Here is a 23,568-nt window from a genome sequence, read left to right as displayed (position 1 = left end):
TCAGAGATCGATGACAGCGAGGTCGCCGTCGGCGTGCCGGGCGCGGAGCAGCTTCTTGTCGAACTTGCCGACCGAGGTCTTGGGCACGTCGGGCACGAAGCACCACCGCTCGGGCAGCCACCACTTGGCGACCTTGCCCTCGAGAAAGTCCCGCAACTGGGAGGGAGTCACCTCGGACCCGTCCCGAACGACGATCACGGCCAGGGGCCGTTCCTGCCACTTCTCGTCCGGAACGCCGATGACGGTCGCTTCCAGCACATCCGGGTGACCTGCGAGCAGCAACTCGAGCTCCACTGACGAGATCCACTCGCCGCCCGATTTGATGACGTCCTTCGCCCGGTCGGTCAAGGTGACGAAACTACGCTCGTCGATCCGTCCCACGTCTCCGGTACGCAGCCATCCGTCGTCGAACTTTTCCGCGTCCTCGTCACCGATGTAGGACCCCGTGATCCATGGGCCGCGAACCTGGATCTCCCCGACTGACTTCCCGTCGTGCGGCACCTCGTTACCGTCGTCGTCGATCAGTCGCAGCTCGACCCCGGCGACGGGACGACCTTGGGAGGCCCGCAGTGCCCAGTGCTCCTCGCCCTCGACCGCTGCCGGCGGCCGAGCGATAGCGGCTAGGGGCGAGGTCTCGGTCATCCCCCACGCCTGCACGATCTGCACGCCGTACTTCTCCTGGAAGGCCTTCATTAGATGAAGCGGCACGGCCGATCCACCGCAGGCCACCAGCCCCAGCGACGAGATGTCGTGACCGGGGTTGGAGTCGAGGTGATTCAGGACGTCACTCCAGATCGTAGGCACAGCTCCGGCGATCGTGGGGCGCTCGCTGCTGATGAGTCGCACCAGTGGCTCGGCCTGGAGGAACCGTTCGGGCATGACCAGGTCGGCTCCTGCCATCAAAGCCGCGTAGACCAGTCCCCAGGCGTTGGCATGGAACATCGGCACGATCGCCAGGATGGCATCGTCACCGGTGACGCTCAGCCCGTCGGCGGCACACGCAGCCATCGAGTGGAGGTAGGTCGATCGGTGGCTGTAGGCCACGCCCTTGGGGTTGCCGGTAGTGCCCGAGGTGTAGCACATGGCCGCAGCGGAGAGCTCATCGAGTTCCGGCCACTCGAACGTCTCCAGGTGACCTCCGATGAAGTCGTCGTAACCGACAACGGTGAGGCCGTCACGTTCGAGCGGCGCGAGATCGACACCCCCCGTGACGACCACGGTGTGCACCTCGGCGAGCTGCGGTAGGACCGCCGCCAGGAGCGGGGCGAGCGTACCGTCGACGATCACCACCCGGTCGTCAGCGTGGTTGGCGATGTAGACCAGCTGCTCGGGGGTCAGTCGAGGGTTGAGGGTGTGCAGGACTGCCCCCATGGAGGGCACTGCACAGTAGGCCTCGACGTGCTCCTGGTTGTTCCACATCAAGGTGGCGACCCGCTCGTCCCCCACGACCCCGCAGGCCCGCAGCGCGTGGGCCAGCTGCGCCGAGCGGCGTCCCACCTCGGCGAACGTGCCGGTCCTGACCGAGCCGTCGGGCTGGAGCGTGCGCACGCGCGCGGTGGCGTGCACACGGGCACCGTGCCGCAGGATGGCTGCCGTCGTCAGCTGGACGTTCATCATGGTGCTCTGCACGAGTAGTCCTCCGGCGATGGGGTGTTGAGGGGGGCGGTGATGGGGTGCGGGGCTTCGCCGAGGCGCGCGCCCGGCACTGTGAATCAGGAGGCGGCGGGCCGTTGCAGTTCCGCCCGATCGACGTCGAGACCCTGGCCGAGCGTTCTCTTGGCCTTCATGAAGTCCCGGGGACGGTTCACACAGTCCGCGGCGAGCAACCGCCCACGTTGGAGGTAGTAGCAGGTGAAGTCGCGATCGCGCGCGGGGTCGCCGCTTAGCACGATCTCGTCGTAGCCCGTGTTCAGTCCCGCGATCTGCAGCTTCAGGTCGTACTGGTCGGACCAAAACCACGGCAGCGCCGAGATAGGCCGCTCCTTGCCGCACAGCGTGGCGGCAGCCGCCTTCGCCTGCTCACCCGCGCTGGGCACCGCTTCAAGTCGCACCCGCCGGCCGTAGCGAGAAATGTAATGGATGGCGCAGTCCCCCGCCGCGACGATCTTGGGATCGCTGGTCGAGGCGAAGTCGTCGATCACGACACCGTCCTCGACCTGCAGGCCCGCCTCAGAGGCGAGCTCGGTGTTCGGGACCAAGCCCACACCCACGATGACCAGGTCTGCGGGAATCCGCTCACCCCCGGCTAGCACCACCTCGCCGGCGCGGCCGTCGCCGGCCACGGCCTCGACGAGAGCGCCCGTCCGCACCACGACCCCGGCGTCGCGGTGGATGCGCTCGTAGAACATCGACACCTCAGCAGCCGTGACCCTCTCCAGGACACGTTCGGCGGCCTCCAGGACCGTTACCTCCAGCCCGAGGGCGCGCAACGACGCGGCGGTCTCCAGCCCGATGTAGCCCCCGCCGACGATCACGGCTCGGCGACCCGAGGCCGTGGCCTCACGGATCGCCTCGACGTCCGCGAACGTCCGCAGGTAGAAGACGCCCGGCAGATCGATGCCAGGAATAGCCAGCGGACGCGCCCGGCCCCCGGTGCACAACGCGAGGCCGTCGTAGGCGAGCGTCTCACCGTCGCTCAGCACGACCTCTCCGGCCGCACGATCAATCTCGGTGACCGTCGCCCGCAACAGGCGGATCTTCTGCTTGTCGTAGAACTCCGCCTTGCGGATGGCGAGCTCCTCCAAGCTGCTCTTGCCGGCAAGGTAGGCCTTGGACAGGGGAGGCCGCTGGTACGGAAGCGCGGCTTCGTCACCGATGACGACAACCTCACCTGCCCACCCCTCCTGGCGAAGGCTGGCGGCCAACTGGGCCCCGGCGTGGCTGGCCCCGACGATCAGCGCCCTCCCCGAGGTCACGCGTCGGTCTTCGGCGTCAACTGGACCATCAACCGGCTGATCCCGCGCACGAAGTTGGACTGGACATACTCCGGCTCACCCACGACCTCGATCTTCTCGAAGCGCGGGAGCAGCTCTTCCCACAGGATCCGCAGCTGCAGCTCGGCCAGACGGTTGCCCATGCACCGGTGGACGCCAAAGCCGAACGCGATGTGGTTGCGTGCGTTTTTGCGGTCGATGATGAGATCGTCCGGACGTTCGAACACTCGCTCGTCGCGGTTTCCCGAGGCGTACCACATGACCACCTTGTCGCCCTCACGGATGAACTGGCCGTTGAGGACCGTGTCCTTCTTCGCAACGCGACGCATGTAGGCCAGCGGCGTCTGCCAGCGGATGATCTCTGAGATCATGTTGGGGATGAGGTCCGGGTTGGCCTTGAGCTTCTCGAACTGGTCGGGGAACTGATTGAGGGCGAGAACACCCCCGCTCATAGAGTTGCGTGTGGTGTCGTTGCCGCCGACGATCAGGAGCACCAGGTTGCCCAGGAACTCCATCGGGCGGTCGATCAGGTCCTTGGTGTGCTCGTTGCTCTGGAGCATGGTGATCAGGTCGAACCCGGGTTCCTCACCTGCCGCGAGTCGCGCCTGCTTGTCCCGCCACAGCGCGCTCAGTCCCCGCGCCGCGTCGACGAAGCCCCGGAAGACCTCGTCGTTGTCGGATGGTCCGCCGTTGGCCTGCTCCATGGAGCTGGCCAGGTCCGACCACTCGACGAGCTTGCGGCGTTGGTCGTATGGGAAGTCGAGTAGGGTCGCGAGCATCCGCGCGGTGAGCTCGATCGAGACGCGGTCGACCCAGTTGAAGGGCTCACCTACCGGGAGCTCGTCCAGTACTTCCTGGACCCGCGTGCGGATCAAACTCTCCATCTCGCGCAGGTTCTTGGGGGCGACTACGCCTTGGACCGCGGCTCGCTGGCGGTCGTGTCGGGGCGGGTCCATGGCGATGAACATCGCGACATCCATGAACCGTGGGGGCTCGCCGATGATGATGAAGGGCTCAGCCGAGAAGGTCTCATGGTCTTTGTCGACCGCGATGATGTCGGCGTGCCGAGTGACGGACCAGAAAGGTCCGAACGGGCTGTCGGCCTGGTAGTGGACGGGTGCCTCGTTGCGCACGCGCTCGAAGTAGGACTGCCACTTGCCCTGACGGTAGAGGAACGGGTTGCTCAGGTCGATGTCGGCGAGGGCGACGTCCTCCACGGGGGGAATGGGCTCCTCGACGAAGATCTTCTTCCCGTTGGTCCGTGTCACGAAGCGACGGGTCTTGTCGTACAGGTGCGCCCCGCGGATCTGGATCTCCATCGGGATGATGGACTGGGCTCGCTCAGCCACGGCGTCGGTCACGGTAGTCAGGGTCGTCATGGTGCAGTCTTCCTCTCGACGGTCACATCTGGAACTCGGGGAGTCGGACGACGAGGCCGTCCCAGCTCTCGCTCACCCGCATCTGGCACGAGAGCCGCGAGGTCGGCTCGCGCTCGGGGTTCATGGCGAGCATCTCCTCCTCGACCGGACCCGAACGGCCGACTTCGGCGATCCACTGGTCCTCGACGATCACATGGCACGTGCCACACGCGGCCTCCCCGCCACAATCGCCGTCGATCCCGGGCACCATGTTGTCTACGGCGATCTGCATGAGGGACGCACCCTCCTCGAGGGGTGCCTCGCGCTTCTCCCCGTCGTGGGAGATGAAGGTGACAACTGACATGGAACGACTCCTTGCTCGAACGTGAGTCAAGTGTTGGCACTCTGGACATGCTGTGGCTATGGTCACTCGAGTCAATATGTTGTGATTTCGGCTCAGGAGGTCACTGCCCATGAAGTCCCCCGAGCCCGGGGTGCCTCCGTTGGCGTTCGTCCAGCTCTTGAACAGCGATGCTCTCGGTCCTCAAGCCGTAGGTCGCTTCCGCGCGATCATCGACCGCGAGGGGACTTCCGAACTGGAGCTGGTCCAGCGCGACCGACAGGTGCCGATCCGGTGGTTCCGTGAGGTCTACCCCGGACTCGACCACGACGAAGCCACAAGCCTCGGGCTCTCCTTCGCCGAGCACGCGCAATTGACGTCGTTCGGCCCGCTCAGCCTGCCGCTAGTCAGCTCCGGCTCCGTGGCCGAGGTCTTCGAGCTGCTCGGGTATCTTCCGATCATCTCGAGCGCCTTGCGCCCCCACTTCCACAGCAGTCAGCGCAGCCTAACCGTGGGCCTCACCGGCCACACCGGCGATCGTGATCTCGACTGCCTAGTCATCACCTACGGCGGAGCGGCACTGCTGCGGCTCCTCGACATGCTGACGGGCCCGCTGCCAGGCGTCACGATGAACCTGGCTTGGAAGACACCCCAGTCCCCTCAGCGCATCGCCGGCGCGCTGGCCGGACGCTTGGTGTTCGGCGCACGCGCGTCGTTCATCGACGTTCCCGTCGACATCCTCCAAGCACCCTGTCGCTTCCCCGACCCGGTCGCCTATCGCATGGCCATCGGCGAACTGCGCCGAAGCCTCGACCGTCACACCGCTGCCACCAGCTTTACCGAGACCGTGAGGCGATTGCTCGAGGAGGACCCCGGACACATCAGCAGCCATGACATGGCTGAGCTCCTCGCAGTCTCCCCGAGCACCATGAAAAGGCGCCTCCACGAGGAGGGCACGACCTTCCGCGACGTACAGCAATCGCTGTTGCGCGAGAGGGCGATCGTCCGCCTGCTCGACCGATCGCTGACGGTCGGTCAGATCGCCATAGATCTCGGCTATAGCGACCTGGGCAACTTCTCGCATGCCTTTAAACGCTGGACCGGGCAGTCGCCAAGCGAATTCCGTCAGTTCGGTCGCCGCGAACCGGGCTAGGTAGGGCCCGGCTACCAACCTTCGCTCGCTTCGCGCCACTCAAGCAGCACGCTCGCGGCGTTGTTCACGCAGTCACGTCACCGTTGACGATCCAAGTGGGGGCGTCATCCCTCCCGACACGCACGCCGACAGCCATGTCAGCTCAGCGTGCGACTCGCACCCTTCCGTCGTCACACGGCAGAGGAACAGGCACCAGCCGGGAGTACCGACCGGGAGTACCGGTCGCGCCCGTGTCGAACCCGACCGCGCTGAGATCCCGCAGAGTCCCTCCGCCACGGTGCGCTTGCGACCGTGGCGCCCACGGGAACTTCGGGGATAAAGCGGCCCACCCACGTCTTAGTCATCGCGGCCTGCCCTGGTCGAAGTGGGTCACGTCCACCCTCAGGAAAAGGGCCGAAGCGAAGGCGACAGTTGGTCCTCCGGTCTCACTCATGTCGGCCTCCACGAAGAGCTTGCGCCCTTCTGTCCGGACGACCCTGGCCGCGAGCTCGTAGGTGGTGCCGAGGATGACGGGCGAGTCGTAGCGCACCTCGAGCTTCCGGGTCACCGCTGGACTGCCGGTGAGGTAGAGCAGGAACCCGAACAGGTCGTCGAGGACCGTTGCCACGGCGCCTCCGTGCGCGATCCCGGGAGCGCCGACGTGGCGCTCGTCGAAGACGTGAACCGCATGCACCTCGTCGCCGCGACGCTGGACGGTGAGGTGATGGCCGTGGGGGTTGTCGGGTCCGCAGGCGAGGCAGTGGTCGTGGTGCGGCGGAAGCCGGGCGCCGTCCTCGTACGCCCGGAACTTCTCGTTCCAGCTCGCGAGGAGCTCATCCAGGCTGGTCACGGCCGCTCACCCGATTCGTGGTCATCGCGAGTGCGAGGTGTCGCGAGACCGTCGAGGATCAGTTCGCAGATCGCCGCAGAGAAACGGGCCGCATCTGCGGACGGGCCAGTTGAAGACCCCTCGACCGCGGCGCTGAGACCGGCCACGGTGATGGCACCGAAGACGCTCATTGCAACGGCACCCGGATCGGCGACCTGGCGCAGCGAGCCGTCGGCGACGCCGTCGGCCAGAAGCTTCTCGATCGGCTGGTAGAACGCGCTCCGCAAAGCCTCGGCGAGGTCAGGCAGCCGGGTGGCACGGCCGAGGTCCCCCACGAGTGCCCGGCACAGGAACGGATGCTCGACCATCACACTTAGTTGTGCTGCGACGGCGGCCTCGAGCCGGGTACGGGCATCCTCGACCGTTGAGACTGCGACACCGACCTCGCCAGCGATGAGGTCAAGCAGGTCTCCCAAAAGGAATGCGAGGACCCCGTTCTTGCCGTCCAGGTGGTAATAGATCGTGGCCTTCGGGATACCCGTGGCTTCGGCGATGTCGTCGATCTTGGTGCCGTCCAGACCGCGCTCGGCGATCAGCTCGGCCGCGCCGTAGAGCTGACTGGCCAGCTTCGCCGGAAGTTTCCTCACCGCTCTCACTCCTCCCCTTGTGCCCCACCGTGCCAACTGGCCTCGACGTCGACCACATCCTATGTTGTACTGCCAGTACAACATTTCAGTCCAGAGCATTGGTGCGGGTGAATGGGTCGCGGACCACGAGCCGGAAGCAGCGGACCGCTGAGGTCTGCCCTCAGGCTGGGGCACCGCTTCCCATCGATCGTGGTGCTCGGCTGGGTGCTGGCCGCCGCCGCGCTCTCGCTGCTGGTCACCCCGCTGGGGACCGTGGTCGAACGCAGCAGCACTGCCTTCCTGCCCGAGGACTCACCGACCCTGCACGGGCTGCGGGTGATGGACACCGCGTTCGGGTCGGGCAACACCCACTCGTATGTGTTCGTGGTCATCACCGACGACGACGGCCTGGGCGTGGGGGACCGCCGCGTCTACGCCGACCTCGTGAGCACCCTCCAGAAGGAGCCGGAGCGGGTCTCGGAGGTCCAGGACTACCTCGGCAAGCCCGAGGCCCGGCGCTCGATGACCAGCAAGGACGGCGAGGCGACCTACCTAGTCGTCGGGCTGCGATCCGCGGTCGGCTCACCGGCATCCGACGAGGACGTGAAGTGGCTCCGCTCGGTCGTCGACGACCTCGATGCTCCACCCGGCACCGAAGTTCACGTGACCGGCGACCCGGCGATGATCGCCGACCTGACCACGGCGGTGAACGACGCCTCGTTGAAGATCACCGCGGTCTCCCTGTTCCTTCTGGTCGGAATCCTCTGGCTGGTCTACCGCCGGATCGCGACCGTCCTGGTGTCGCTGGTGACCATCGGTGTCGCCCTGCTGTGCACCCGCGGCGCCCTGGCCTGGGCAGGTGAGCACGGGCTGGCCCTGTCCACCTACACCGACGCGTTCGTCGTAGCCATCACCCTGGGCGCCGGGACCGACTACTGCGTCTTCCTCATCTCCCGCTTCCGCGAGGAATACGGCAACGGCCTCGAACCCCTCGATGCGGTAGCCGAGTCGGTCTCCCGGGTCGGGCCCGCCCTGCTGGCCTCGGCAGCCACCGTCATCCTCGGCGCCATCTGCCTCGGATTCACCGAACTCGCCATCTTCGCCACCACCGGCCCCCCGATGGCGATCTGTATCGCGGTCACCCTCGCGGTCAGCCTCACCTTCACCCCCGCCCTGATCCGCTGGTTCGGACCCCGCATCGGGCCAGCTCCGGCACCGCGGCCGGACTCGCGGTGGGCCCGCACCGGCCGCCTCGTCGGACGACACCCCGCCCGGATCCTGGTCGCGGGAGTGACGGTCCTGGTGCTGCTCGCGCTCGCGCTGCCCACGATGCAGCTCTCCTTCGACGAACGCGCCGCCCAACCGCCAGACACCCCCAGCAACCTGGGCCTCGCGGCGATGACCGAGCACTTCCCACCCAACCAGACCCTGCCCGACTACCTGCTCATCCGCTCCGACCACAACATGGCCAACACCCGCGACCTGGCTGTCATCAACTCCGTGAGCACCGCGGTCGCGAAGGTCGACGGCGTCAACCAGGTCCGCAGCATCACCCAACCGGCCGGAAGGCGACTGGAACCCGCCTCCATCGCCAACCAGCTCGGGAAACTCGCCCGAGGACTCCACCAGGCCGACCGCAAGCTCGAGTCCGGGGAACCCGGGCTGGAACGCCTCGCGTCCGGGGCCGGCGACCTCGGAGACGCCCTCGGCCAGGTCTCCGCAGGCGCCGGGAAGGCCCAAGACGGCGCCGGGAAGCTCAGCGACGGCAGCCGCCGCATCGCCCACGGCCTCGGGCAGGCAGCCGATCACACGAGCCAGGCCGCCAGCGGCGCCCGCCGGCTCCGCTTGGGCGCCGCCGCACTGGCCGCCGGGCTCCGCACCGCACACGACCAGGTCGCCCAGGCCGTCGAGGGCCTCGGCAGGATCGTCGAAGCCCTGGAGGACGATCCGATCTGCACCGCCGACCCGATCTGCAAACGCTCCCGTGAGGGCCTGCGCAAGATCTACACCGGCGAACGCGACCGGCTCCTGCCCGGCCTGGCCCAAGCGGCCGCCGGCGCCGAACGCCTCGCCGCCGGCGACGGACGCCTCGCGACCGGGCTCGACCAGCTCGCCGCCGGGCTCCGCCAAGCCCAGTCGGGCAGCAACCGGATCGCCGAGGGCCAAGCGCTGTTGAGCGAGAAGCTCGGCGAGCTCGAAGGCGGCACCGACCGGCTCGCCACCGGTGCCGCCGGCATCGCACCTGGCATCGAGCAGCTCCTCACCCAGACCGAGAAGCTCAGCAACGGGCTCGACGAATCCGGCGACTACCTCCAGGCCATCAACCAGCGCGCCGACACCCCAGAGGCCGGAGGCTTCTACCTACCCGCCTCCGCACTCGGAAAGCCCGACTTCGCCCTGGCCCGCACCCAGTTCCTCTCCGAGGACGGAAAACTGGCCCGCATCCAGGTCACCGGCGATACCGACCCCCTCACCCCCGCCGGACAGGAGCGCTACAACGAAGTCCAGGACACCGCCGACCAGGCCATGAACAACACCCGCCTCGACGACTCCACCATCCTCGCCACCGGCGCGGCCGGCCTCGGCGCCGACCTGGCCCACTACCTCGCCGACGACGCCGTCCTCGTGGTCGCCGCGGTCCTGCTCATGGTGCTCCTCATCCTCATCCTCACGCTGCGCGCCCTCACCGCACCGCTCTACCTCCTCGCCTCCGTCGTCCTGTCCTGTGCGGCCGCGCTGGGGCTCACCACCCTCGTGTTCCAGCAGCTGGTCGGACAAGACATCCACTTCACCGTCCCGGTCATCGTGTTCGTCCTGCTCGTCGCCGTGGGCGCGGACTACAACATCCTGCTCATGAGCCGGATGCGCGAGAGCGGCCTCGCCCTGGACCGCGACGAGGTCGCCCGCGCAGTCACCGCCACCGGACCCGTCATCACCGCCGCCGGCCTCATCTTCGCCTCCACCTTCGTGGCCCTGCTGTTCTCCCCCGTCGAAGCGCTCGCCCAGACCGGGTTCGCCGTCGCCGCCGGACTCCTGCTCGACACCTTCATCGTCCGCACCCTGGTCGTACCCGCCTGCGCGGCCCTTTTCGAGGACCGCAGCTGGTGGCCACACCGCAGGCCCACGCGCGCCCCGTCCGCACTGCAGCCAGCCACCACATCCGATGCACACGCGTGAACCGACAACCGAGAGAGATGCGATGAGCAACCAGCAGCTGACCTACAGCCCGTTCGACCCGGAAGTCATGGCGGACCCGTACCCCGTCTACCGCGAGCTGCGCGACCACGCTCCCGTGTACTGGTCCTCGCAGGCGAGCTGTTGGGTCCTCAGCCGCTACGACGACGTCTCCGCCGCCCTCGCCGATCCGGCGACGTACTCCTCGGCGTCCGGGATCTTCCCCACCCCGCCCGGGGTGGACATGACCGACCTGTTCCTGCCCATGCTCATCATGAGCGACCCACCCCGGCACACCCAACTGCGTCACCTCGTCAGCAAGGCCTTCACCCCCCGCCGCATCGCCGGGCTCGAGACACACATCCACACCATCGTCGACGACCTCCTCGACCAATCCCCCGAGACCGGCCCGTGGGACTTCGTCTCCGAATTCTCCGGACCTCTGCCCGCGATCGTGATCGCCGACATGCTCGGCGTGCCGCGTGAAGACCGCGACCGCTTTCGGACCTGGTCCACCACCCTGATCCAGTCCAACCCCGTGCGAGGCGAGTTCGGCGCCGGGCTGGACGCCGCTGCAGCCCTCTACGAGTACTTCTCCGCATTCCTGGCCGACCGACGCGCGCACCCCCAAGACGACCTCATGACAGCGCTCGTCCAAGCCGAAGTGGACGGCGAGCACCTCACCGAGGAAGAACTTCTCGGCTTCTGCCTGCTGCTGCTCGTCGCCGGGCACGAAACGACGACCAACCTCCTGTCCAACAGCGCTGTCATCCTCGCCCAGCACCCTGAGGACCGACGCGCTCTCGCCGACGACCCCGAACTCGTGCCAGCAGCCGTCGAAGAGCTGCTCCGCTACGACTCACCGGTCCAGGGCCTGGCACGCACCCTGACCCGACAGGTCGATCTGCACGGGCAGGCCATGGCAGCCGGCGACACCGTGCTGCTGCTCTTCGGCTCAGCCAACCGCGACGACCACGCGTTCCCCGACGCCGACCACTTCGACATCAACCGTCGCCCCGAACGACAGGTCGCGTTCGGGCGCGGCATCCACTTCTGCCTCGGCGCATCCCTAGCCCGCCTCGAAGCACGTATCGCTCTGCGAGCACTCCTCACCCGCCGCCGTGACTGGGATGTCGACATCGACTCCGCGGTCCGACTCCGCTCAGGCCCGATCCGCGGGTTCGCATCTCTACCCATTCAGTAGGTCAGCCACACACCATCCAGTCCCACGAAGGAGTACCCGTGAAGGACCGACCGAAGCCGAGCCGCGCAACAGTCCTCCACAATCTGATCGAGGAGATCCTCGCCCGAAACGACGGGCAAATCCCCACCAACATCGAAGGCACCGACACCTACTTCAACAACATCGAGGATCTCGCGAACGCGCTGCTGCTCCGCTGGCACACCCGCCTCGTGGCATCACTAGAACGCAGCCTCGTCGACGACCCTGAAGACCGCAGGGAGGCCGTCATCGAAGCCTGGCGGCACGCCACCCGGATCTACTCGGGCGTGCGGAAGGTCATCGACGACCTCGCGGACCACCCTCCCACCGAAGAAGTTGCTCATGCCGTCCGCGCGACCGCGCACAACGACTGGGCCGCCATGGCCGTCGCCGCCGGGCTGGCCAGTGCCTTCGATGAACCAGCAGTTCGAGTCGGCCACCGTCTCGAATTGGAAGCGCGACGACGCAACATCGTGGAGCAAAGCACCGCTCGCACGCCTCGGCCGCGAACCGTGCTCGGTAAGGTCAAAGCCATGATCACCGGTTGAGGCACCAGCGCCCAGAAGCAGAGCCTGCGGCGGGTGGTCGTCCAACCACAACGGCGTCTCTCAGCTTTGCTTCTAGCGCGGCCTCGTCCATCCACTTCGGTCGGGTCTTGGCGATGATGAGTTCGGGGTCTTCGCGCGGATGGCTTCCTCAGAAGGAGCGATGAGAACTCCCCAGAACCCGCCCATCCTGTAGTCGTTGGCGACCAAGTATTCGCCCTCCCCAAGGACGGCGGGCAGGTCGTCCCGATCGGCCATGCCGTGAGAATCTCGCGCCCGTCGGTCGCTCGCTCATGGCTGCCATGGGCGGGCGCATCGACTGCGTCCACTCCCCCGCCCGCCAGGAAGATCCGACACAGGGCACGGAGCTCGACGGCCCGGAGCGATGACCCCGACTCCCTAGCAGACCCGCATCCGTTACAAGCGTGGTACAAATTGTCGAAAGTCCTCGACGTTTGCGCAGGTCAGCATGGGTCAGTCAGTCAGTACTACGACATATAGTCACTTGTGCACGTAAAGCTCGAACTCACCGTTCGAGAACGAGGGCTCCGGTTACCCGGGGCCCTCGTTGCATCTCAGCTTTCGACGTGGCGACATCGACCTTCGCAGACAGGTGCCACTCCCCGGCCGCCGTTGCCGAAGTGCCCGTTCATGCGGTTCGAAAACTCCTCACTCGCGCACCCGCAACCCTGAACGGACGCCGCCGCAAGACCCTCGGATGGCGAAGAGCCAGCAGAGGCCTTCGATGAGCAACTACGTTCACTCCAACAGACTGGTGTTGCTTCCACCGGTTGAGCCCGCCGGATCTACGGATGCTCGAGATCCAGGACCACGTATTCGGAGGTTGGGTCCCCTGACTCCGGGAGTGCGTCACCCACACATGCCCGTCGAGCGCGGCCTCCTCACGAGACTTCGACCGGTGCGCCGACGCCAGGAGAGCGAACCGTCACTCAGCTAGGCCAAACCCGACCCCAGTCCAGAAGTACCGAACAGGTGGCGCGGCTCCTAGCAATCAGGCTGAGGAGCCGTCGTCGAAGAAGAGAAGCGGTCAGCCGTGGCGGCGTCAGCGGGGACGAAGGTTTCGAGGTGGAGGCCGTCGAGCGTGAGGTCGGTGGCCATCTCCAAGCGCGCCGAGACGCTGAAGAGCCGCAGCACGTGCTCACCCTGGTCGATCTCCATGGTGACGACCGGACCCGGCCTGACCGACTCGGGTCGGACGGCACCGAGCCACGATTCGGCCTCGGTCAGCAGGGCGCCGAGCCGCGGGTCCCGTGTCTGCTCCGCGCGATGACGGAGCTGGCCGACCAGGTGGCCGCCCCATTCGCCAAGATTGCGGATGCGAGGAGCGAGACCGCGCGGGTCCAGGGTGATGCGGATGGCGTTGACGGGCGGCTCTAGGAGCTCGGGCGCACACCCGACCAGCAGGGCGTCCACCGCCGCATTGCTGTCCACGACGTCCCAGTGGTCGTCGAGCAGCAGTGCCGGCCAGGGTAGGTGGGCGTCGAGAAGCCGACGCAGCCCGTCCAACACGGGAGCGAGGTCTTGGTCGTCGATGCCCCGCTCGGCGTGAGGCGGCGCGAAGCCGGCCGCGAGGAAGAGCTGGTTCTTGGCGCGCAACGGGACCTCGAGGTGGTCGGCGAGCGTAGCGACCATGCCGCGCGTCGGTGCGGACCGCCCGTTCTCCACGAAGCTGAGGTGCCGGGTGCTGACCGACGCCAGGTTCGAGAGCTCCAGCTGGCTCAGCCGGCGCCGTCCGCGCCACTCCCGGAGGAGGTCGCCGACCGTGTGCTCGCGCGTCGTCACTGGAGACATGGACACAGACCCTAGTGGCGGCTCTCGCCTCGACCATGACGTCGGAGGTAATCGCCACGATGCACGGACTCCCGTCAGGCTGCACCTCAAACGCATCCAGACGAGAGGGAAACCATGAAGACCGCCAGCAACACCACCGCTACGGGCACCACGACCGACAGCGTGACGAACACCAGGAACGTCCAGGAGGTCGTGCGGGCCTACCTGGCTACGTGGAACGCGACCGAGGAGCAGGAGCAACGGCGGTTGCTCGGGCAGCACTGGTCCCCCGCGGTGACCTATGTGGATCCCTTGGCGGCCGTGCAGGGTCACGACGGCCTCCGGGCGGTGGTGTCCGGCGTCCACGAGCAGTTCCCGGGATGGGTGTTCTCGCTCGTCGGCGACATCGACTCGCACCACGACCAGCTCAGGTTCCAGTGGGGGCTCGGTCCCGCCGGAACCGAACCCGTCGTGATCGGCTTCGACGTTATGGTCCTCGACCAGGAAGGGCGCATCCTCGACGTGCGTGGCTTCCTGGACCGGATCCCGCAGTGACCGCCCTACCGGCGCCCTCCCGTACCGACTTCCTCGACAGACCGGAGCTTCGCATGACTGACGACGCCATCGCCCACCTGCACGACGCCGATCCGCACCCAGAGGTGGCCGAGTACATGGAGCGGATCACCAGCACGTTCGAGCCCACGTGGAGTTGATCAGCGCAGCGTCGGCAGAGTTCGAACGGGCTGTCCGCCAACTGCCCCCGGACTCATCTGAAGAGCCGACGTCGTCGGGAATCTCGGTACGCGAGTTGATTGAGCACGTGGTGGTGGGGAACCGCTTCACCGCACTGCTGCTCGCAGGCGTTGACCGCGACGAGGCCCAGACCATGCTCGCTGGTGCCCAGGTCGGAGATGATCCAGTCGCCGACGTGCGTGAGTCCACACTGCGCCAGGCACAGGCGTTCTTCGCGACATCGCCCGGGCAACAGGTCGCGGGCCCGAACGGCGACGTTCCCGTCGCTGCCTACGTGCGATTCCGTCTCGTCGACCTGGTGGTCCACGCGTGGGACCTCCTGCGTGCCGCGAATCTCGACGACACCCTTGATGCGCAGGTTGTTGTCGGCGTGCTGAAGACGGTCGAGCCGCACCTGGACGAGATGCTTGCCTTCGGAGCGTATGGCGCCGGTCCGAGCGGAACGCTGCCTGCTGACGCGTCGCCACAGACTCGGCTGCTCGACTCGTTCGGGCGACGGCCAAAGCCGAACATCTGCGATCACTCGAACGGCCGCGCCGATGGCAGATGTCGTTCAGTGGGCGGGCGTGCGCTGTCCGCGGACTGTCCGGGGGCTCATGCCGAGTTCTTGGCTCATGGCACGTCGAAGAGCCGTTGGGTCGCCGAACCCGACTGCGTGGGCGATTCCGGTGACGGCGAGGTCGGTGTTGTGCAGAAGCTCGACAGCTCGCTCGACACGCAGGCGTCGCAGGAAGCGAGCAGGTGGCATACCCGTGGCTTCGCTGACTCGGCGGGTGAAGGTGCGCGGACTGAGGTGTGCAGCAGCGGCCAAGTCCTTCACTCCTATGCGTGCGTCCAGGTGCTGGAGCGCCCACGACCGCGCGATTGCGACATCGCTGTCGGCGCCCTCGATCGTCTCGGGCATCACGTAAGGAGACTGCGACTGACGACGGTCCACCGCGAGGTACCTGGCGCACTCCCGGGCAAGCGCCTCACCACCGTGACGCCCTACGAGCGTCAGCATCAGGTCCAGGTGCGCCAAGGCTGCCCCTGCGGTTGTCACCGGGCCGTCGGTGACGACGAGATCGGCAGGCGTCAACCGAACTGCGGGGTACCTGCGGGCGAACAGCGGCGCCGGCCACCAGGTGGTAGTCGCACGTCGCTGATCGAGGATGCCTGCTTCGGCGAGGAGGAACACTCCGGCGCACGAGGCTGCGATCTCGCTACCCGCTGCGGCGGCGGCGTTCAGGTAGTGCGCCCCCGCTCTTGCGTCGGGCGCTGCGAGTCGGCTGCGAACCTCTTGCGTGTTTCTCATCCCGAGGCCAGGGACGACCACGAGATCGACCTGATCCGTGGCGTCTTCATGGTCGAGACCGACCCCGCGCTGGACGTCGAATTGATCGGCCTGTCCCGATCGGTGGGCCAACCGGTTCGCGGTGTCGAGGACATCAACCGTGATGGCCACGGAGGTGGCCATCGCTCCCTCGAGATCTAGGACGCGCACCGAGGTCATGTCTCGAACCGCCCGAATCGTGGCCGGTCTCGCTCTCCCCAGGACTTCATCGTTGACCCATCGTAATCACCAGATCACCCGCACTCCGCGACGACCCATGCCAGAGGGATCTCCATGACGAATCACGACGTGACCCGAGACGACGACCTCGCCGACTTCACGATTCGGTCCATCTCGCTCCTTGGTGAAACGCGTCGCGTGTATGTCAGCGGCGACGGTCCCGGCGTGATCGTGATGCACGAGATGCCCGGCATCAGCCCCCACGTCGCTCGGTTCGCCCGATGGGTCCGCGACAGCGGTATGACGGTCTACCTGCCTTCCCTCTTCGGCACCGACGGCGCCCTCGGCGACGCCGAGAGCGGGGCACAGGTGTTTCGTCGTCTGTGCGTCGCGAGGGAGTTCCGCGCACTCGGCGGCGGCGAGTCGAGCCCCATCACGACATGGTTGATGGCCCTCGCTCGCCTGGCGCACCAGGAGTGCGGAGGAACGGGTGTGGGCGCAATCGGGATGTGCTTCACCGGCAACTTCGCCATCACCATGATGCTCGAGAGCGCCGTCGTAGCCCCGATCGCCTGCCAGCCGGCCCTGCCGGTCGATGAGCCTGCCGCCTTGGAGATCAGTGACGCCGAACTCGCCGCCGTGAAGGAACGTCTCGACCGCGACGGTCTCACCGTCCTGGCCTACCGATTCGAGGGCGACAAGGTCTGCACCAAGGCACGCTTCGATGCCTACGCGCAAGCCCTGGGTGACTCCTTCGTCAGCCGCGAGCTCCCCGACACTGCCGCGAATCCCGATGCACCGCCGTTCTTCGCCGCTCACGTCGCCTATCCCCACAGCGTCGTCACTGTTCACCTCATCGATCGCGAGGGCGAACCGACCGCCATCGCACGCGACGAGATCCTCGACTTCCTTGTCCACAGGCTTCACGGCCACGCCACCTCGCCACGCGACTGACGCTCGCCGAACCGACCCCTCACCAGATAGGAACCTCCTATGACCGCCTACGCCATCGCCCACCTGCGCGACGCCGAGCCGCACCCGGATGTCGCCGAGTACATAGAGCGGATCGCCGGCACGTTCGAGCCCTTCGGGGGTCGCTTCCTCGTGCACGGCACGCCACCGGAGGTGAAGGAGGGTGCATGGGCCGGACACGTCGTGGTGATCGGCTTTCCGGGGATCGACGAGGCCAGGGAATGGTGGGACTCACCCGCCTACCGGGAGATCGCACCTCTTCGTTCGCGGCACATCGAGGGCGACATCATCCTCGTCGGCGGGGTCCCCCAGGACTACGACCCGAGTGCCACCGCGCAGGCCATCCGAGAGGTGCCGGCATCGCACTGAAGCCCTGACACCAGAGCCGTATCGCGGAGTCGTACGATCGTGCTAATCTTCGTACGTGCGTACGAACCCTGCGTCCACCCCGTCGCCCGGCGGCCAGGCCCGGAAGGCCCAGCTGGTCGACTGCGCGGTCGACGCCCTCGTCGAGCGGGGTTTCGCAGGAACATCGGTCGCCGAGGTTGCGCGCCGCGCCGGCGTCAGCAAGGGCGTGGTGACCTACCACTTCCGGACCAAGGAGGACCTGTTGGGCGAGGTGGTGACCTCCCTCTACCGCGACGCGGGACAACAGATCACCGAGGCGACGGGAGACAGCGACTCGGTCATCGGCGAGCTCGCGACCTACATCAGGAGCAACCTCGCCTTCGTCGCCGACCATCCGAGGCACGTTCGCGCGGTCATGGAGGTGGCGGCGAACATACGACCCCACGGCGGAGTCCCAGCAGAAGAGGATCCCTTGAGCGCTCAACTGCGGAAGCTGATCGAGCGAGGGCAGGCGACCGGTGAGGTCACGGAGGTGGACGCCAGGGTGCTTGCCATGACGATCCGGGCCTCGATCGACGCCGCAGCTGCCCGCGCCGCCGTCGATCCGACGGCTGATCCACGAGGCCATGCCGAGCACCTCGTCCTCATCGTTCGACGAGCGCTGCAGGCCACGGAGACACCATGAAGACGCCGAGAAGCGGTCCGGCCACCTTCACGGGTTTCCTCCTCATCGACCTCGTCATTCCTCTCTCGTCCTACTACGTGCTCCGCGCACTGGGCGCATCCGTCTGGACAGCACTACTCGTCGGGGCCGCGCTGCCGGTGCTCCGCCTGGGCGTCAGCCTGGTGCTCCGCCGGAGCGTCCCCGGAGCGAGCCTCTTCACCCTCGGGCTCATCACCGCGGGGACTGCGATCGGTCTCATGACCGCCGACTCACGGCTGCTGATGGCCCGCGAGAGCTACCTGACCGGCTTCGTCGGAGGCTGGATCCTGCTGTCCCTGCTGCGGGCACGACCGCTCGTCTTCACCGCAACCGTCGGTTTCATGCCACCGGCGGCGGCCGAGGACTGGCACCGGTCCTGGGAGACGAGCGAGACCTTCCGCAGAGCGATGCGAGGGATGACCTGGGGCTTCGGACTGGCCTTCCTCATCGACGCTGCGGCCAGGGTCGTGATGAGCTACACGCTGCCCCTGGACCTCGTCCCGGCGGCCTCTGCCGCGCTTCTCGCCGTGATGCTGGCCGTCGTCGTCCAGACGGGCAAGGCCTGGGGACGCCGACACATGCGCCAGAGCACCGCGTCGCCTTCGCGCCCCTACACCCGTGGCCCGTGGTCGTACCTGGCCTGGCTCGTGTCACGGCAGAGCGGCCGGGTGACGCTGGGAGCGGTGCTCGGCAGTGCTTGGATGGTGGGGCTCGCGCTGCCGCCGTACGTGATCTCGCGTGCGATCGACAGCCTTGCCGACGGCCAGCGGAACGTCGTGCTGGGGTGGACGGCTGTCCTGCTCCTGGTCGGGGGCGTCCTGGCGGGCCTGAGCATCTGGCGGCATCGCACCATGACCCGGGTGCGCATGGACGCCGCGCTGCGGACAGTGTCCGAGGTGAACGCCCATGGCATCCGTCTGGGAGACACCATGACGCGCCGCTCGCTCACCGGAGAGGTCGTGGCCATCGGAGGTGGGGACGCGTGGACGATCGGGCGCAGCCTCACCGCGACCGGGCCGGGGGTCGGCGCGGTGCTCGCCTACGCGGTGATCGCGGTGCTTCTGCTGCGGATCTCGGTGCCACTGGCTGTGGTCGTGCTGGCAGGGGTCCCGGTCCTGGCCCTGGTCGTCGGCCCGGCGACGGGCCGGCTCCGGACGGTCGGTACGCCGTACCGCGAGCAGCAGGGTCGGGTGACGGGCCGGATCGTGGACATCGTCGCGGGGCTGGGCGTCCTGAACGGGTTGGGCGGCAAAGCGGTGTACGCCGACCGCTTCCGCGCGGAGTCGCAGCGGCTGCTGCACCACGGCTACCGGGTCGGCCGCGTCACGAGCGTGATCCAGGCAGTCGGTCTGGGCCTGCCGACGCTGTTCTCCGCCGTGGTGGTCTGGCTGGCCGCTCGGCTCGCGGTCGAGGGCAGCATCACGGTGGGCGAGCTGGTCGCGGTCGCCGGCTACGCCGCGGTGCTGGCGGTGCCGGTGGCCTCCTTCATCGAGGGCGCGCTCGATCTCAGCCAGGCTCTCGTGGCCGCACGGCGGGTGACCGACTTCCTGGCCGTGCGCCCCGAGAGCACCGGCACGTCAGTGCCCCGGGGACGGGGAGACCTGGTCGACGAGACCACCGGGTTGCGGATCACGCCGGGGTCGTTCGCCGCGGTCGCCACTGCCCAGCACTCTGATGCCGTGGCGCTGGTCGACCGACTCGGCGGCTTCCGCCCAGGTGCGACCTGGGCCGGGCAGCCGACCTCCGAGCTCGATCCTGCCCAGCTGCACGAGCAGGTGCTGGTCGCCGACAACGATGCCGCCCTCTTCGCCGGGTCCCTGGCCCAGGTGGTGGCCGGGCGTCTCGACGTCGACGACCTCGGTGCGGCCGCGCTGCTGGACGCGCTGCACACCGCCGCCGCCGACGACGTGGTGCGGGGCCTCCCCGACGGCCTGGGTTCGGGGATCGACTCGGGGGGACGGAACCTCTCGGGTGGTCAACGCCAACGCGTCCGGCTCGCCCGGGCGACGATCGCCGACCCGACCATCCTGCTGGCGGTCGACCCCACCTCGGCGCTCGACGCGGCCACGGAAGCCACCATCATCGACCGTCTCACCCGCCACCGTCGCGGCCGGACCACGCTGGTCACCTCGACGTCCGCGCTCGTGCTGCAAGGCGCCGACGAGGTGCACCTGCTCGCTGACGGTCGGGTGGTGGCCAGTGGCAGCCACACCGCCTTGCTGGCCAACCCCGCCTACGCCGCACTGGTCCACCGCGGAGCACCGCCTGCCGGCGCCCATGACCCCGAGGTCCCAGCATGAGCGCGCAGGCGTTGCCGGTGGCAGAGTCCGGTGAGGTCCGCCGTGCTGCCTGGCGACTCATCCGCTCCGACTACGCAGCGTTCATCGTCGTGCTGCTCACCAACTGCGCGGCGGCGGGCGCAGGCCTGGTCGCGCCGTGGCTGATCGGGCAGATCGTCAACGAGGTGCAGGCCGGAGCCGAGGTCGCGACCATCGACCGCTGGGGCCTCCTCGTGGTGCTCGCCGCGGCCGCGCAGCTCCTGATCGGGCACCAGGCCCGCCGCCTGGGCTACCGGTTCGGTGAACGGACCGCCGCCCGCCTGCGCGAGCAGCTGGCCGACCGGCTCATGCGGATCCCTGCCCGAGCTGTCGAAGGGGCGGGGGCCGGCGACCTCACCTCACGGGCCACCACCGACGCCGCACTGGTCTCGTTCGCTCTGCGCGACGCCGCCCCGGAGATGGTGTTCGCCCTGGCCCAGGCGCTGATCATCATCGTCGCCGTCGTCCTGCTCTCCCCCGTCCTGGGCCTCGTCGGACTGGTCGCTCTCGTCGCCATCCCCGTCGTCCTGCGCTGGTACCTGCGCCGCGCCCGGTCGGCCTACCTGGCCCAGGCCGCCGCGCAAGCCGAGGTCGCCGACGTCCTGGCCGGCACCGCCGCTGGTGCCCGGACGGTGGAGGCGCTCGGCCTGCAGGAGCGGCGAGCTGCCGACTGCTCGGCCGCGATCGCTGCCGCGACCGCCGCGCAGCTGCGCACCCTGCGGCTGCGGAGCGTGTTCTTCCCGACCATCGACGCCTCCACCGCCCTTGCCGTCGGCGCCGCGTTCGGCGTGGGTGGACTGCTCTACCTCGACCACCAGCTCAGCCTCGGCACCGTCGTCGCGGTCGTGCTCTACCTGCGCCAGCTCACCACCCCGATCGACACGATCCTGGTCTGGGTGGAGACCTTGCAGAGCAGCGCCGCCTCGTTCGCCCGCATCGAGGGCCTCGCCTCGTCAGCGGAACCGGCACGACGCAGCGCCGAGGACGTCACGGTCGTCCCCACCAACCAGGACATCGTCGTCACCGACGTCCGCTACGCCTACGACGGGGCCGACGTCCTCCACGGTGTCGACCTCGACGTCCGAGCCGGCGAGCATCTCGCCGTCGTGGGAACGTCGGGAGCAGGCAAGACCACCCTGGGCCGCCTCATTGCCGGCATCGACCGTCCCCGATCAGGACGGGTCACCGTGGGCGGGGCGGACGTCGCCGACCTCGGACCCGAGCAGCTTCGCCAGCACGTCGTCCTGGTGACCCAGGAGCACCACGTGTTCGCCGACCCGCTGCGCGACAACCTCACCATCGCGGCACCTCACGCCACCGACGACGAGCTCCTCGAGGCACTCGACGTCCTCGGCGCAGACTGGTTCGAGGACCTACCCGACGGGCTGGACACCGATCTCGGCACCCATCGGCTCGGCGGCGCCCAGGCCCAGCACGTCGCGCTCGCCCGCGTCCTGCTCGCCAATCCCCACACCCTCGTCCTCGACGAGGCCACCGCCCTGCTGGACCCGAGGACCGCTCGCCGTACCGAAGAAGCCCTCGCCGCCACCATCCAGGGCCGCACGATCATCGCCGTCGCCCACCGACTCCAGACAGCCCGGGACGCTGACCGCATCGCCGTCATGGAGGAGGGCTGCATCACCGAGCTCGGCCACCACGACGACCTCGTCGCCACCGCGACCTCCTACGCATCCCTCTGGGCGGCCTGGAGTGCAGACACCAGCCAGAACAGGACCGACGACCATGAGTGACACACGAACCCGACCCGCGGGACCGGGATCCCTGGCAGTCCGTCCGCTCACGATCGTCACCGGCGGAGCGCGAGGGATCGGCGCCGCCACCGTCGCGCATCTGGCGCGCGCAGGGCACGACGTGGTCGTCGGCTGCCGCGACGACCGTGCCTCCGCCACGAGGGCTGTCTCGGCGGCACAGGTCCACGGCGTGCGTGCCATTGCCGTAGCCGGCGACGTCACCGACGAGGACGACGTTGCCGAGCTGTTCGCCGCTGCCGCGGAGCTGGGTGCCGTCACGGGGCTGGTGAACAACGCCGGACTGACCGCACACCTCGGCGACCTGGCGGACACCCCCGTCGAGGTGCTGCGCCGGGTCGTCGACGTGAACCTCGTCGGCGCACTGCTGTGCGCACGAGCGGCGGTCCGGGCGATGTCCACCGCCCGCGGCGGGCACGGCGGGGCGATCGTCAACGTCTCCTCGGCCGCAGCCACGCTGGGCTCGGCACACGACTACGTCCACTACGCCGCAGCCAAGGCCGGGGTCGAGGCCATGACCGTGGGCCTGGCCAAGGAGGTCGCCGACCAAGGAATCCGGGTCAACGCCGTGGCGCCGGGCACGGTGCACACGAGGATCCACGCCGATGCCGGCGATCCGGACCGTCCCGCGCGCGCTGCCGCACGCATCCCGATGGGCCGAGCCGGGGAGCCCGACGAGATCGCCCCAGCCATCGCCTGGCTGCTCGGCCCCGAGGCCAGCTACGTCACCGGAGCCAGCATCCGGGTAGCTGGTGGACTGTGACCCGCTCAGCGCCCGACAGTGACGACACGCCGTCGACATCCACCCGATCGCAAGAGCTCCGCGAGCTGTACGAGGCATTCAACGCCCGTGAGATCGATCGGGTCCTCGCGGCCATGACCGCCGACGTCCAGTGGCCCAACGGCTGGGAAGGCGGACAGCTCGAGGGGCGGGAGTCGGTCCGCGACTACTGGACTCGCCAGTGGGACGAGGTCCGGCTGTCCCTCACGCCTGTGCAGTTCCGGCAACGGGGCGACGGCCGAACCGAAGTGGCGGTCAGGCTCGTTGCTCGCGACCCGGGCGGTTCCGTCCTTGCGCGAGAAGACGTTCGTCACGTGTACGAGTTCGAGGGTCGTCTGGTCCGTCGCATGCAGGTCGAGCAGTAGTCGGCGATCGCCCGAATCCAGTCACGGTTCAGCGTCGCGTGGCTCCCCGGCAGCGCCTCAGGGCATCGGCCGGACCGACTCCGGTGGGCCGAGCACGACGCGTGGCGAGGGGCGGGC

20 protein-coding genes and 1 pseudogene are annotated in these 23,568 nt (G+C 68.2%); 13 read left to right on the top strand and 8 right to left on the bottom strand.

The genetic code is table 11. The features are described 5' to 3' along the window. The 4 genes from ASD30_RS09270 to ASD30_RS09255 form a co-directional block, all read right to left on the bottom strand. Positions 1-1,629: a long-chain fatty acid--CoA ligase gene (locus ASD30_RS09270; RefSeq protein WP_056680435.1), complete on the bottom strand. Its 1,629-nt coding sequence runs from the start codon at positions 1,627-1,629 to the stop codon at positions 1-3. Positions 1,630-1,712: 83 nt separating this feature from the next. Next, positions 1,713-2,915: an NAD(P)/FAD-dependent oxidoreductase gene (locus tag ASD30_RS09265; protein WP_056680432.1), complete on the bottom strand. Its 1,203-nt coding sequence runs from the start codon at positions 2,913-2,915 to the stop codon at positions 1,713-1,715. Continuing rightward, positions 2,912-4,312 carry a cytochrome P450 gene (locus tag ASD30_RS09260; RefSeq protein WP_056680429.1) on the bottom strand — a complete coding sequence of 467 codons (1,401 nt, stop codon included), beginning with the start codon at positions 4,310-4,312 and terminating at the stop codon, positions 2,912-2,914. Before ASD30_RS09260 ends, ASD30_RS09265 begins: the two co-directional genes overlap by 4 nt. Before the next feature lie 22 nt (positions 4,313-4,334). Next, positions 4,335-4,655, bottom strand: a complete 321-nt coding sequence (locus tag ASD30_RS09255; protein ID WP_056680426.1) for a 2Fe-2S iron-sulfur cluster-binding protein — start codon at positions 4,653-4,655, stop codon at positions 4,335-4,337. 109 nt (positions 4,656-4,764) lie between these two features. Here ASD30_RS09255 and ASD30_RS09250 point away from each other — a divergent pair, with 109 nt between their 5' ends. Then, the gene (locus ASD30_RS09250) at positions 4,765-5,784 is read left to right on the top strand and encodes a helix-turn-helix domain-containing protein (protein WP_056680425.1); all 1,020 of its coding nucleotides are present in this window, start codon (positions 4,765-4,767) and stop codon (positions 5,782-5,784) included. Positions 5,785-6,124: 340 nt separating this feature from the next. Here the strand turns inward: ASD30_RS09250 and ASD30_RS09245 are convergent, their stop codons facing one another. Both ASD30_RS09245 and ASD30_RS09240 read right to left on the bottom strand, forming a co-directional pair. Beyond that, positions 6,125-6,613 carry a PaaI family thioesterase gene (locus ASD30_RS09245; RefSeq protein WP_056680421.1) on the bottom strand — a complete coding sequence of 163 codons (489 nt, stop codon included), beginning with the start codon at positions 6,611-6,613 and terminating at the stop codon, positions 6,125-6,127. Then, positions 6,610-7,275, bottom strand: coding sequence for a TetR/AcrR family transcriptional regulator (locus ASD30_RS09240; protein ID WP_235532546.1), 666 nt, complete (start codon positions 7,273-7,275; stop codon positions 6,610-6,612). Before ASD30_RS09240 ends, ASD30_RS09245 begins: the two co-directional genes overlap by 4 nt. A 75-nt stretch (positions 7,276-7,350) precedes the next feature. Between ASD30_RS09240 and ASD30_RS09235 the strand changes: the two genes are divergently transcribed. Genes ASD30_RS09235 through ASD30_RS09225 form a run of 3 tightly spaced genes read left to right on the top strand, consistent with a single transcriptional unit; the run spans position 7,351 to position 12,162 of the window. Further along, positions 7,351-10,395, top strand: a complete 3,045-nt coding sequence (locus ASD30_RS09235) for an MMPL family transporter (RefSeq protein WP_056680410.1) — start codon at positions 7,351-7,353, stop codon at positions 10,393-10,395. A gap of 22 nt (positions 10,396-10,417) precedes the next feature. Further along, positions 10,418-11,596 carry a cytochrome P450 gene (locus tag ASD30_RS09230; RefSeq protein ID WP_056680409.1) on the top strand — a complete coding sequence of 393 codons (1,179 nt, stop codon included), beginning with the start codon at positions 10,418-10,420 and terminating at the stop codon, positions 11,594-11,596. A 38-nt stretch (positions 11,597-11,634) separates the two neighbouring features. Then, a complete protein-coding gene (locus ASD30_RS09225) occupies positions 11,635-12,162 on the top strand; it encodes a hypothetical protein (RefSeq protein WP_056680406.1) in 528 nt (175 codons plus the stop codon). A gap of 1,002 nt (positions 12,163-13,164) precedes the next feature. Here the strand turns inward: ASD30_RS09225 and ASD30_RS09220 are convergent. After that, complete coding sequence (locus tag ASD30_RS09220; protein ID WP_056680403.1) at positions 13,165-13,971, bottom strand: helix-turn-helix domain-containing protein; 807 nt, start codon at positions 13,969-13,971, stop codon at positions 13,165-13,167. Between the two features lie 114 nt (positions 13,972-14,085). Here ASD30_RS09220 and ASD30_RS09215 point away from each other — a divergent pair, with 114 nt between their 5' ends. Continuing rightward, the gene (locus tag ASD30_RS09215) at positions 14,086-14,505 is read left to right on the top strand and encodes a nuclear transport factor 2 family protein (protein ID WP_082563712.1); all 420 of its coding nucleotides are present in this window, start codon (positions 14,086-14,088) and stop codon (positions 14,503-14,505) included. Between the two features lie 148 nt (positions 14,506-14,653). Next, a pseudogene (locus ASD30_RS27920) lies at positions 14,654-15,187 on the top strand (TIGR03086 family metal-binding protein); the annotation flags it as partial. Positions 15,188-15,256: 69 nt separating this feature from the next. Here the strand turns inward: ASD30_RS27920 and ASD30_RS27915 are convergent. Beyond that, complete coding sequence (locus ASD30_RS27915; RefSeq protein ID WP_442938231.1) at positions 15,257-15,997, bottom strand: GlxA family transcriptional regulator; 741 nt, start codon at positions 15,995-15,997, stop codon at positions 15,257-15,259. A 312-nt stretch (positions 15,998-16,309) separates the two neighbouring features. Between ASD30_RS27915 and ASD30_RS09200 the strand changes: the two genes are divergently transcribed. The 7 genes from ASD30_RS09200 to ASD30_RS09170 are packed head-to-tail and all read left to right on the top strand — an operon-like array spanning position 16,310 to position 23,451. Beyond that, positions 16,310-17,149: a dienelactone hydrolase family protein gene (locus tag ASD30_RS09200; protein WP_056680396.1), complete on the top strand. Its 840-nt coding sequence runs from the start codon at positions 16,310-16,312 to the stop codon at positions 17,147-17,149. A gap of 39 nt (positions 17,150-17,188) precedes the next feature. Next, positions 17,189-17,536 (top strand): DUF1330 domain-containing protein, encoded by a 348-nt coding sequence (locus tag ASD30_RS09195; protein ID WP_056680393.1) that lies wholly within the window; start codon positions 17,189-17,191, stop codon positions 17,534-17,536. A gap of 55 nt (positions 17,537-17,591) precedes the next feature. Continuing rightward, positions 17,592-18,200: a TetR/AcrR family transcriptional regulator gene (locus tag ASD30_RS09190; RefSeq protein WP_056680390.1), complete on the top strand. Its 609-nt coding sequence runs from the start codon at positions 17,592-17,594 to the stop codon at positions 18,198-18,200. Further along, positions 18,197-20,518 (top strand): ABC transporter ATP-binding protein, encoded by a 2,322-nt coding sequence (locus ASD30_RS09185; RefSeq protein ID WP_200950030.1) that lies wholly within the window; start codon positions 18,197-18,199, stop codon positions 20,516-20,518. Before ASD30_RS09190 ends, ASD30_RS09185 begins: the two co-directional genes overlap by 4 nt. Next, a complete protein-coding gene (locus tag ASD30_RS09180; RefSeq protein ID WP_056680388.1) occupies positions 20,515-22,287 on the top strand; it encodes an ABC transporter ATP-binding protein in 1,773 nt (590 codons plus the stop codon). The genes ASD30_RS09185 and ASD30_RS09180 overlap by 4 nt, the downstream gene beginning before the upstream one ends. After that, positions 22,280-23,068, top strand: a complete 789-nt coding sequence (locus ASD30_RS09175; protein WP_056680385.1) for an SDR family oxidoreductase — start codon at positions 22,280-22,282, stop codon at positions 23,066-23,068. Before ASD30_RS09180 ends, ASD30_RS09175 begins: the two co-directional genes overlap by 8 nt. After that, on the top strand, positions 23,065-23,451 hold the full coding sequence (locus ASD30_RS09170; protein WP_056680383.1) for a nuclear transport factor 2 family protein: 387 nt from the start codon (positions 23,065-23,067) through the stop codon (positions 23,449-23,451). The genes ASD30_RS09175 and ASD30_RS09170 overlap by 4 nt, the downstream gene beginning before the upstream one ends. Positions 23,452-23,568 lie beyond the last annotated feature (117 nt).

It is taken from the genome of Nocardioides sp. Root140 (genome assembly GCF_001426745.1).
Lineage (GTDB): Bacteria > Actinomycetota > Actinomycetes > Propionibacteriales > Nocardioidaceae > Nocardioides.
Note: the sequence above shows the minus strand (reverse complement) of the source record. Positions and strands in the feature narration are given on the sequence as shown.

Coding starts and splice junctions, on each gene's coding strand:
- ASD30_RS09260 (WP_056680429.1), bottom strand. CDS start 4,312: ATGACGACCCTGACTACCGTGACCGACGCCGTGGCTGAGCGAGCCCAG.
- ASD30_RS09255 (WP_056680426.1), bottom strand. CDS start 4,655: ATGTCAGTTGTCACCTTCATCTCCCACGACGGGGAGAAGCGCGAGGCA.
- ASD30_RS09250 (WP_056680425.1), top strand. CDS start 4,765: ATGAAGTCCCCCGAGCCCGGGGTGCCTCCGTTGGCGTTCGTCCAGCTC.
- ASD30_RS09235 (WP_056680410.1), top strand. CDS start 7,351: ATGGGTCGCGGACCACGAGCCGGAAGCAGCGGACCGCTGAGGTCTGCC.
- ASD30_RS09230 (WP_056680409.1), top strand. CDS start 10,418: ATGAGCAACCAGCAGCTGACCTACAGCCCGTTCGACCCGGAAGTCATG.
- ASD30_RS09220 (WP_056680403.1), bottom strand. CDS start 13,971: ATGTCTCCAGTGACGACGCGCGAGCACACGGTCGGCGACCTCCTCCGG.
- ASD30_RS09215 (WP_082563712.1), top strand. CDS start 14,086: ATGAAGACCGCCAGCAACACCACCGCTACGGGCACCACGACCGACAGC.
- ASD30_RS27915 (WP_442938231.1), bottom strand. CDS start 15,997: ATGAGAAACACGCAAGAGGTTCGCAGCCGACTCGCAGCGCCCGACGCA.
- ASD30_RS09200 (WP_056680396.1), top strand. CDS start 16,310: ATGACGAATCACGACGTGACCCGAGACGACGACCTCGCCGACTTCACG.
- ASD30_RS09195 (WP_056680393.1), top strand. CDS start 17,189: ATGACCGCCTACGCCATCGCCCACCTGCGCGACGCCGAGCCGCACCCG.
- ASD30_RS09185 (WP_200950030.1), top strand. CDS start 18,197: ATGAAGACGCCGAGAAGCGGTCCGGCCACCTTCACGGGTTTCCTCCTC.
- ASD30_RS09180 (WP_056680388.1), top strand. CDS start 20,515: ATGAGCGCGCAGGCGTTGCCGGTGGCAGAGTCCGGTGAGGTCCGCCGT.
- ASD30_RS09175 (WP_056680385.1), top strand. CDS start 22,280: ATGAGTGACACACGAACCCGACCCGCGGGACCGGGATCCCTGGCAGTC.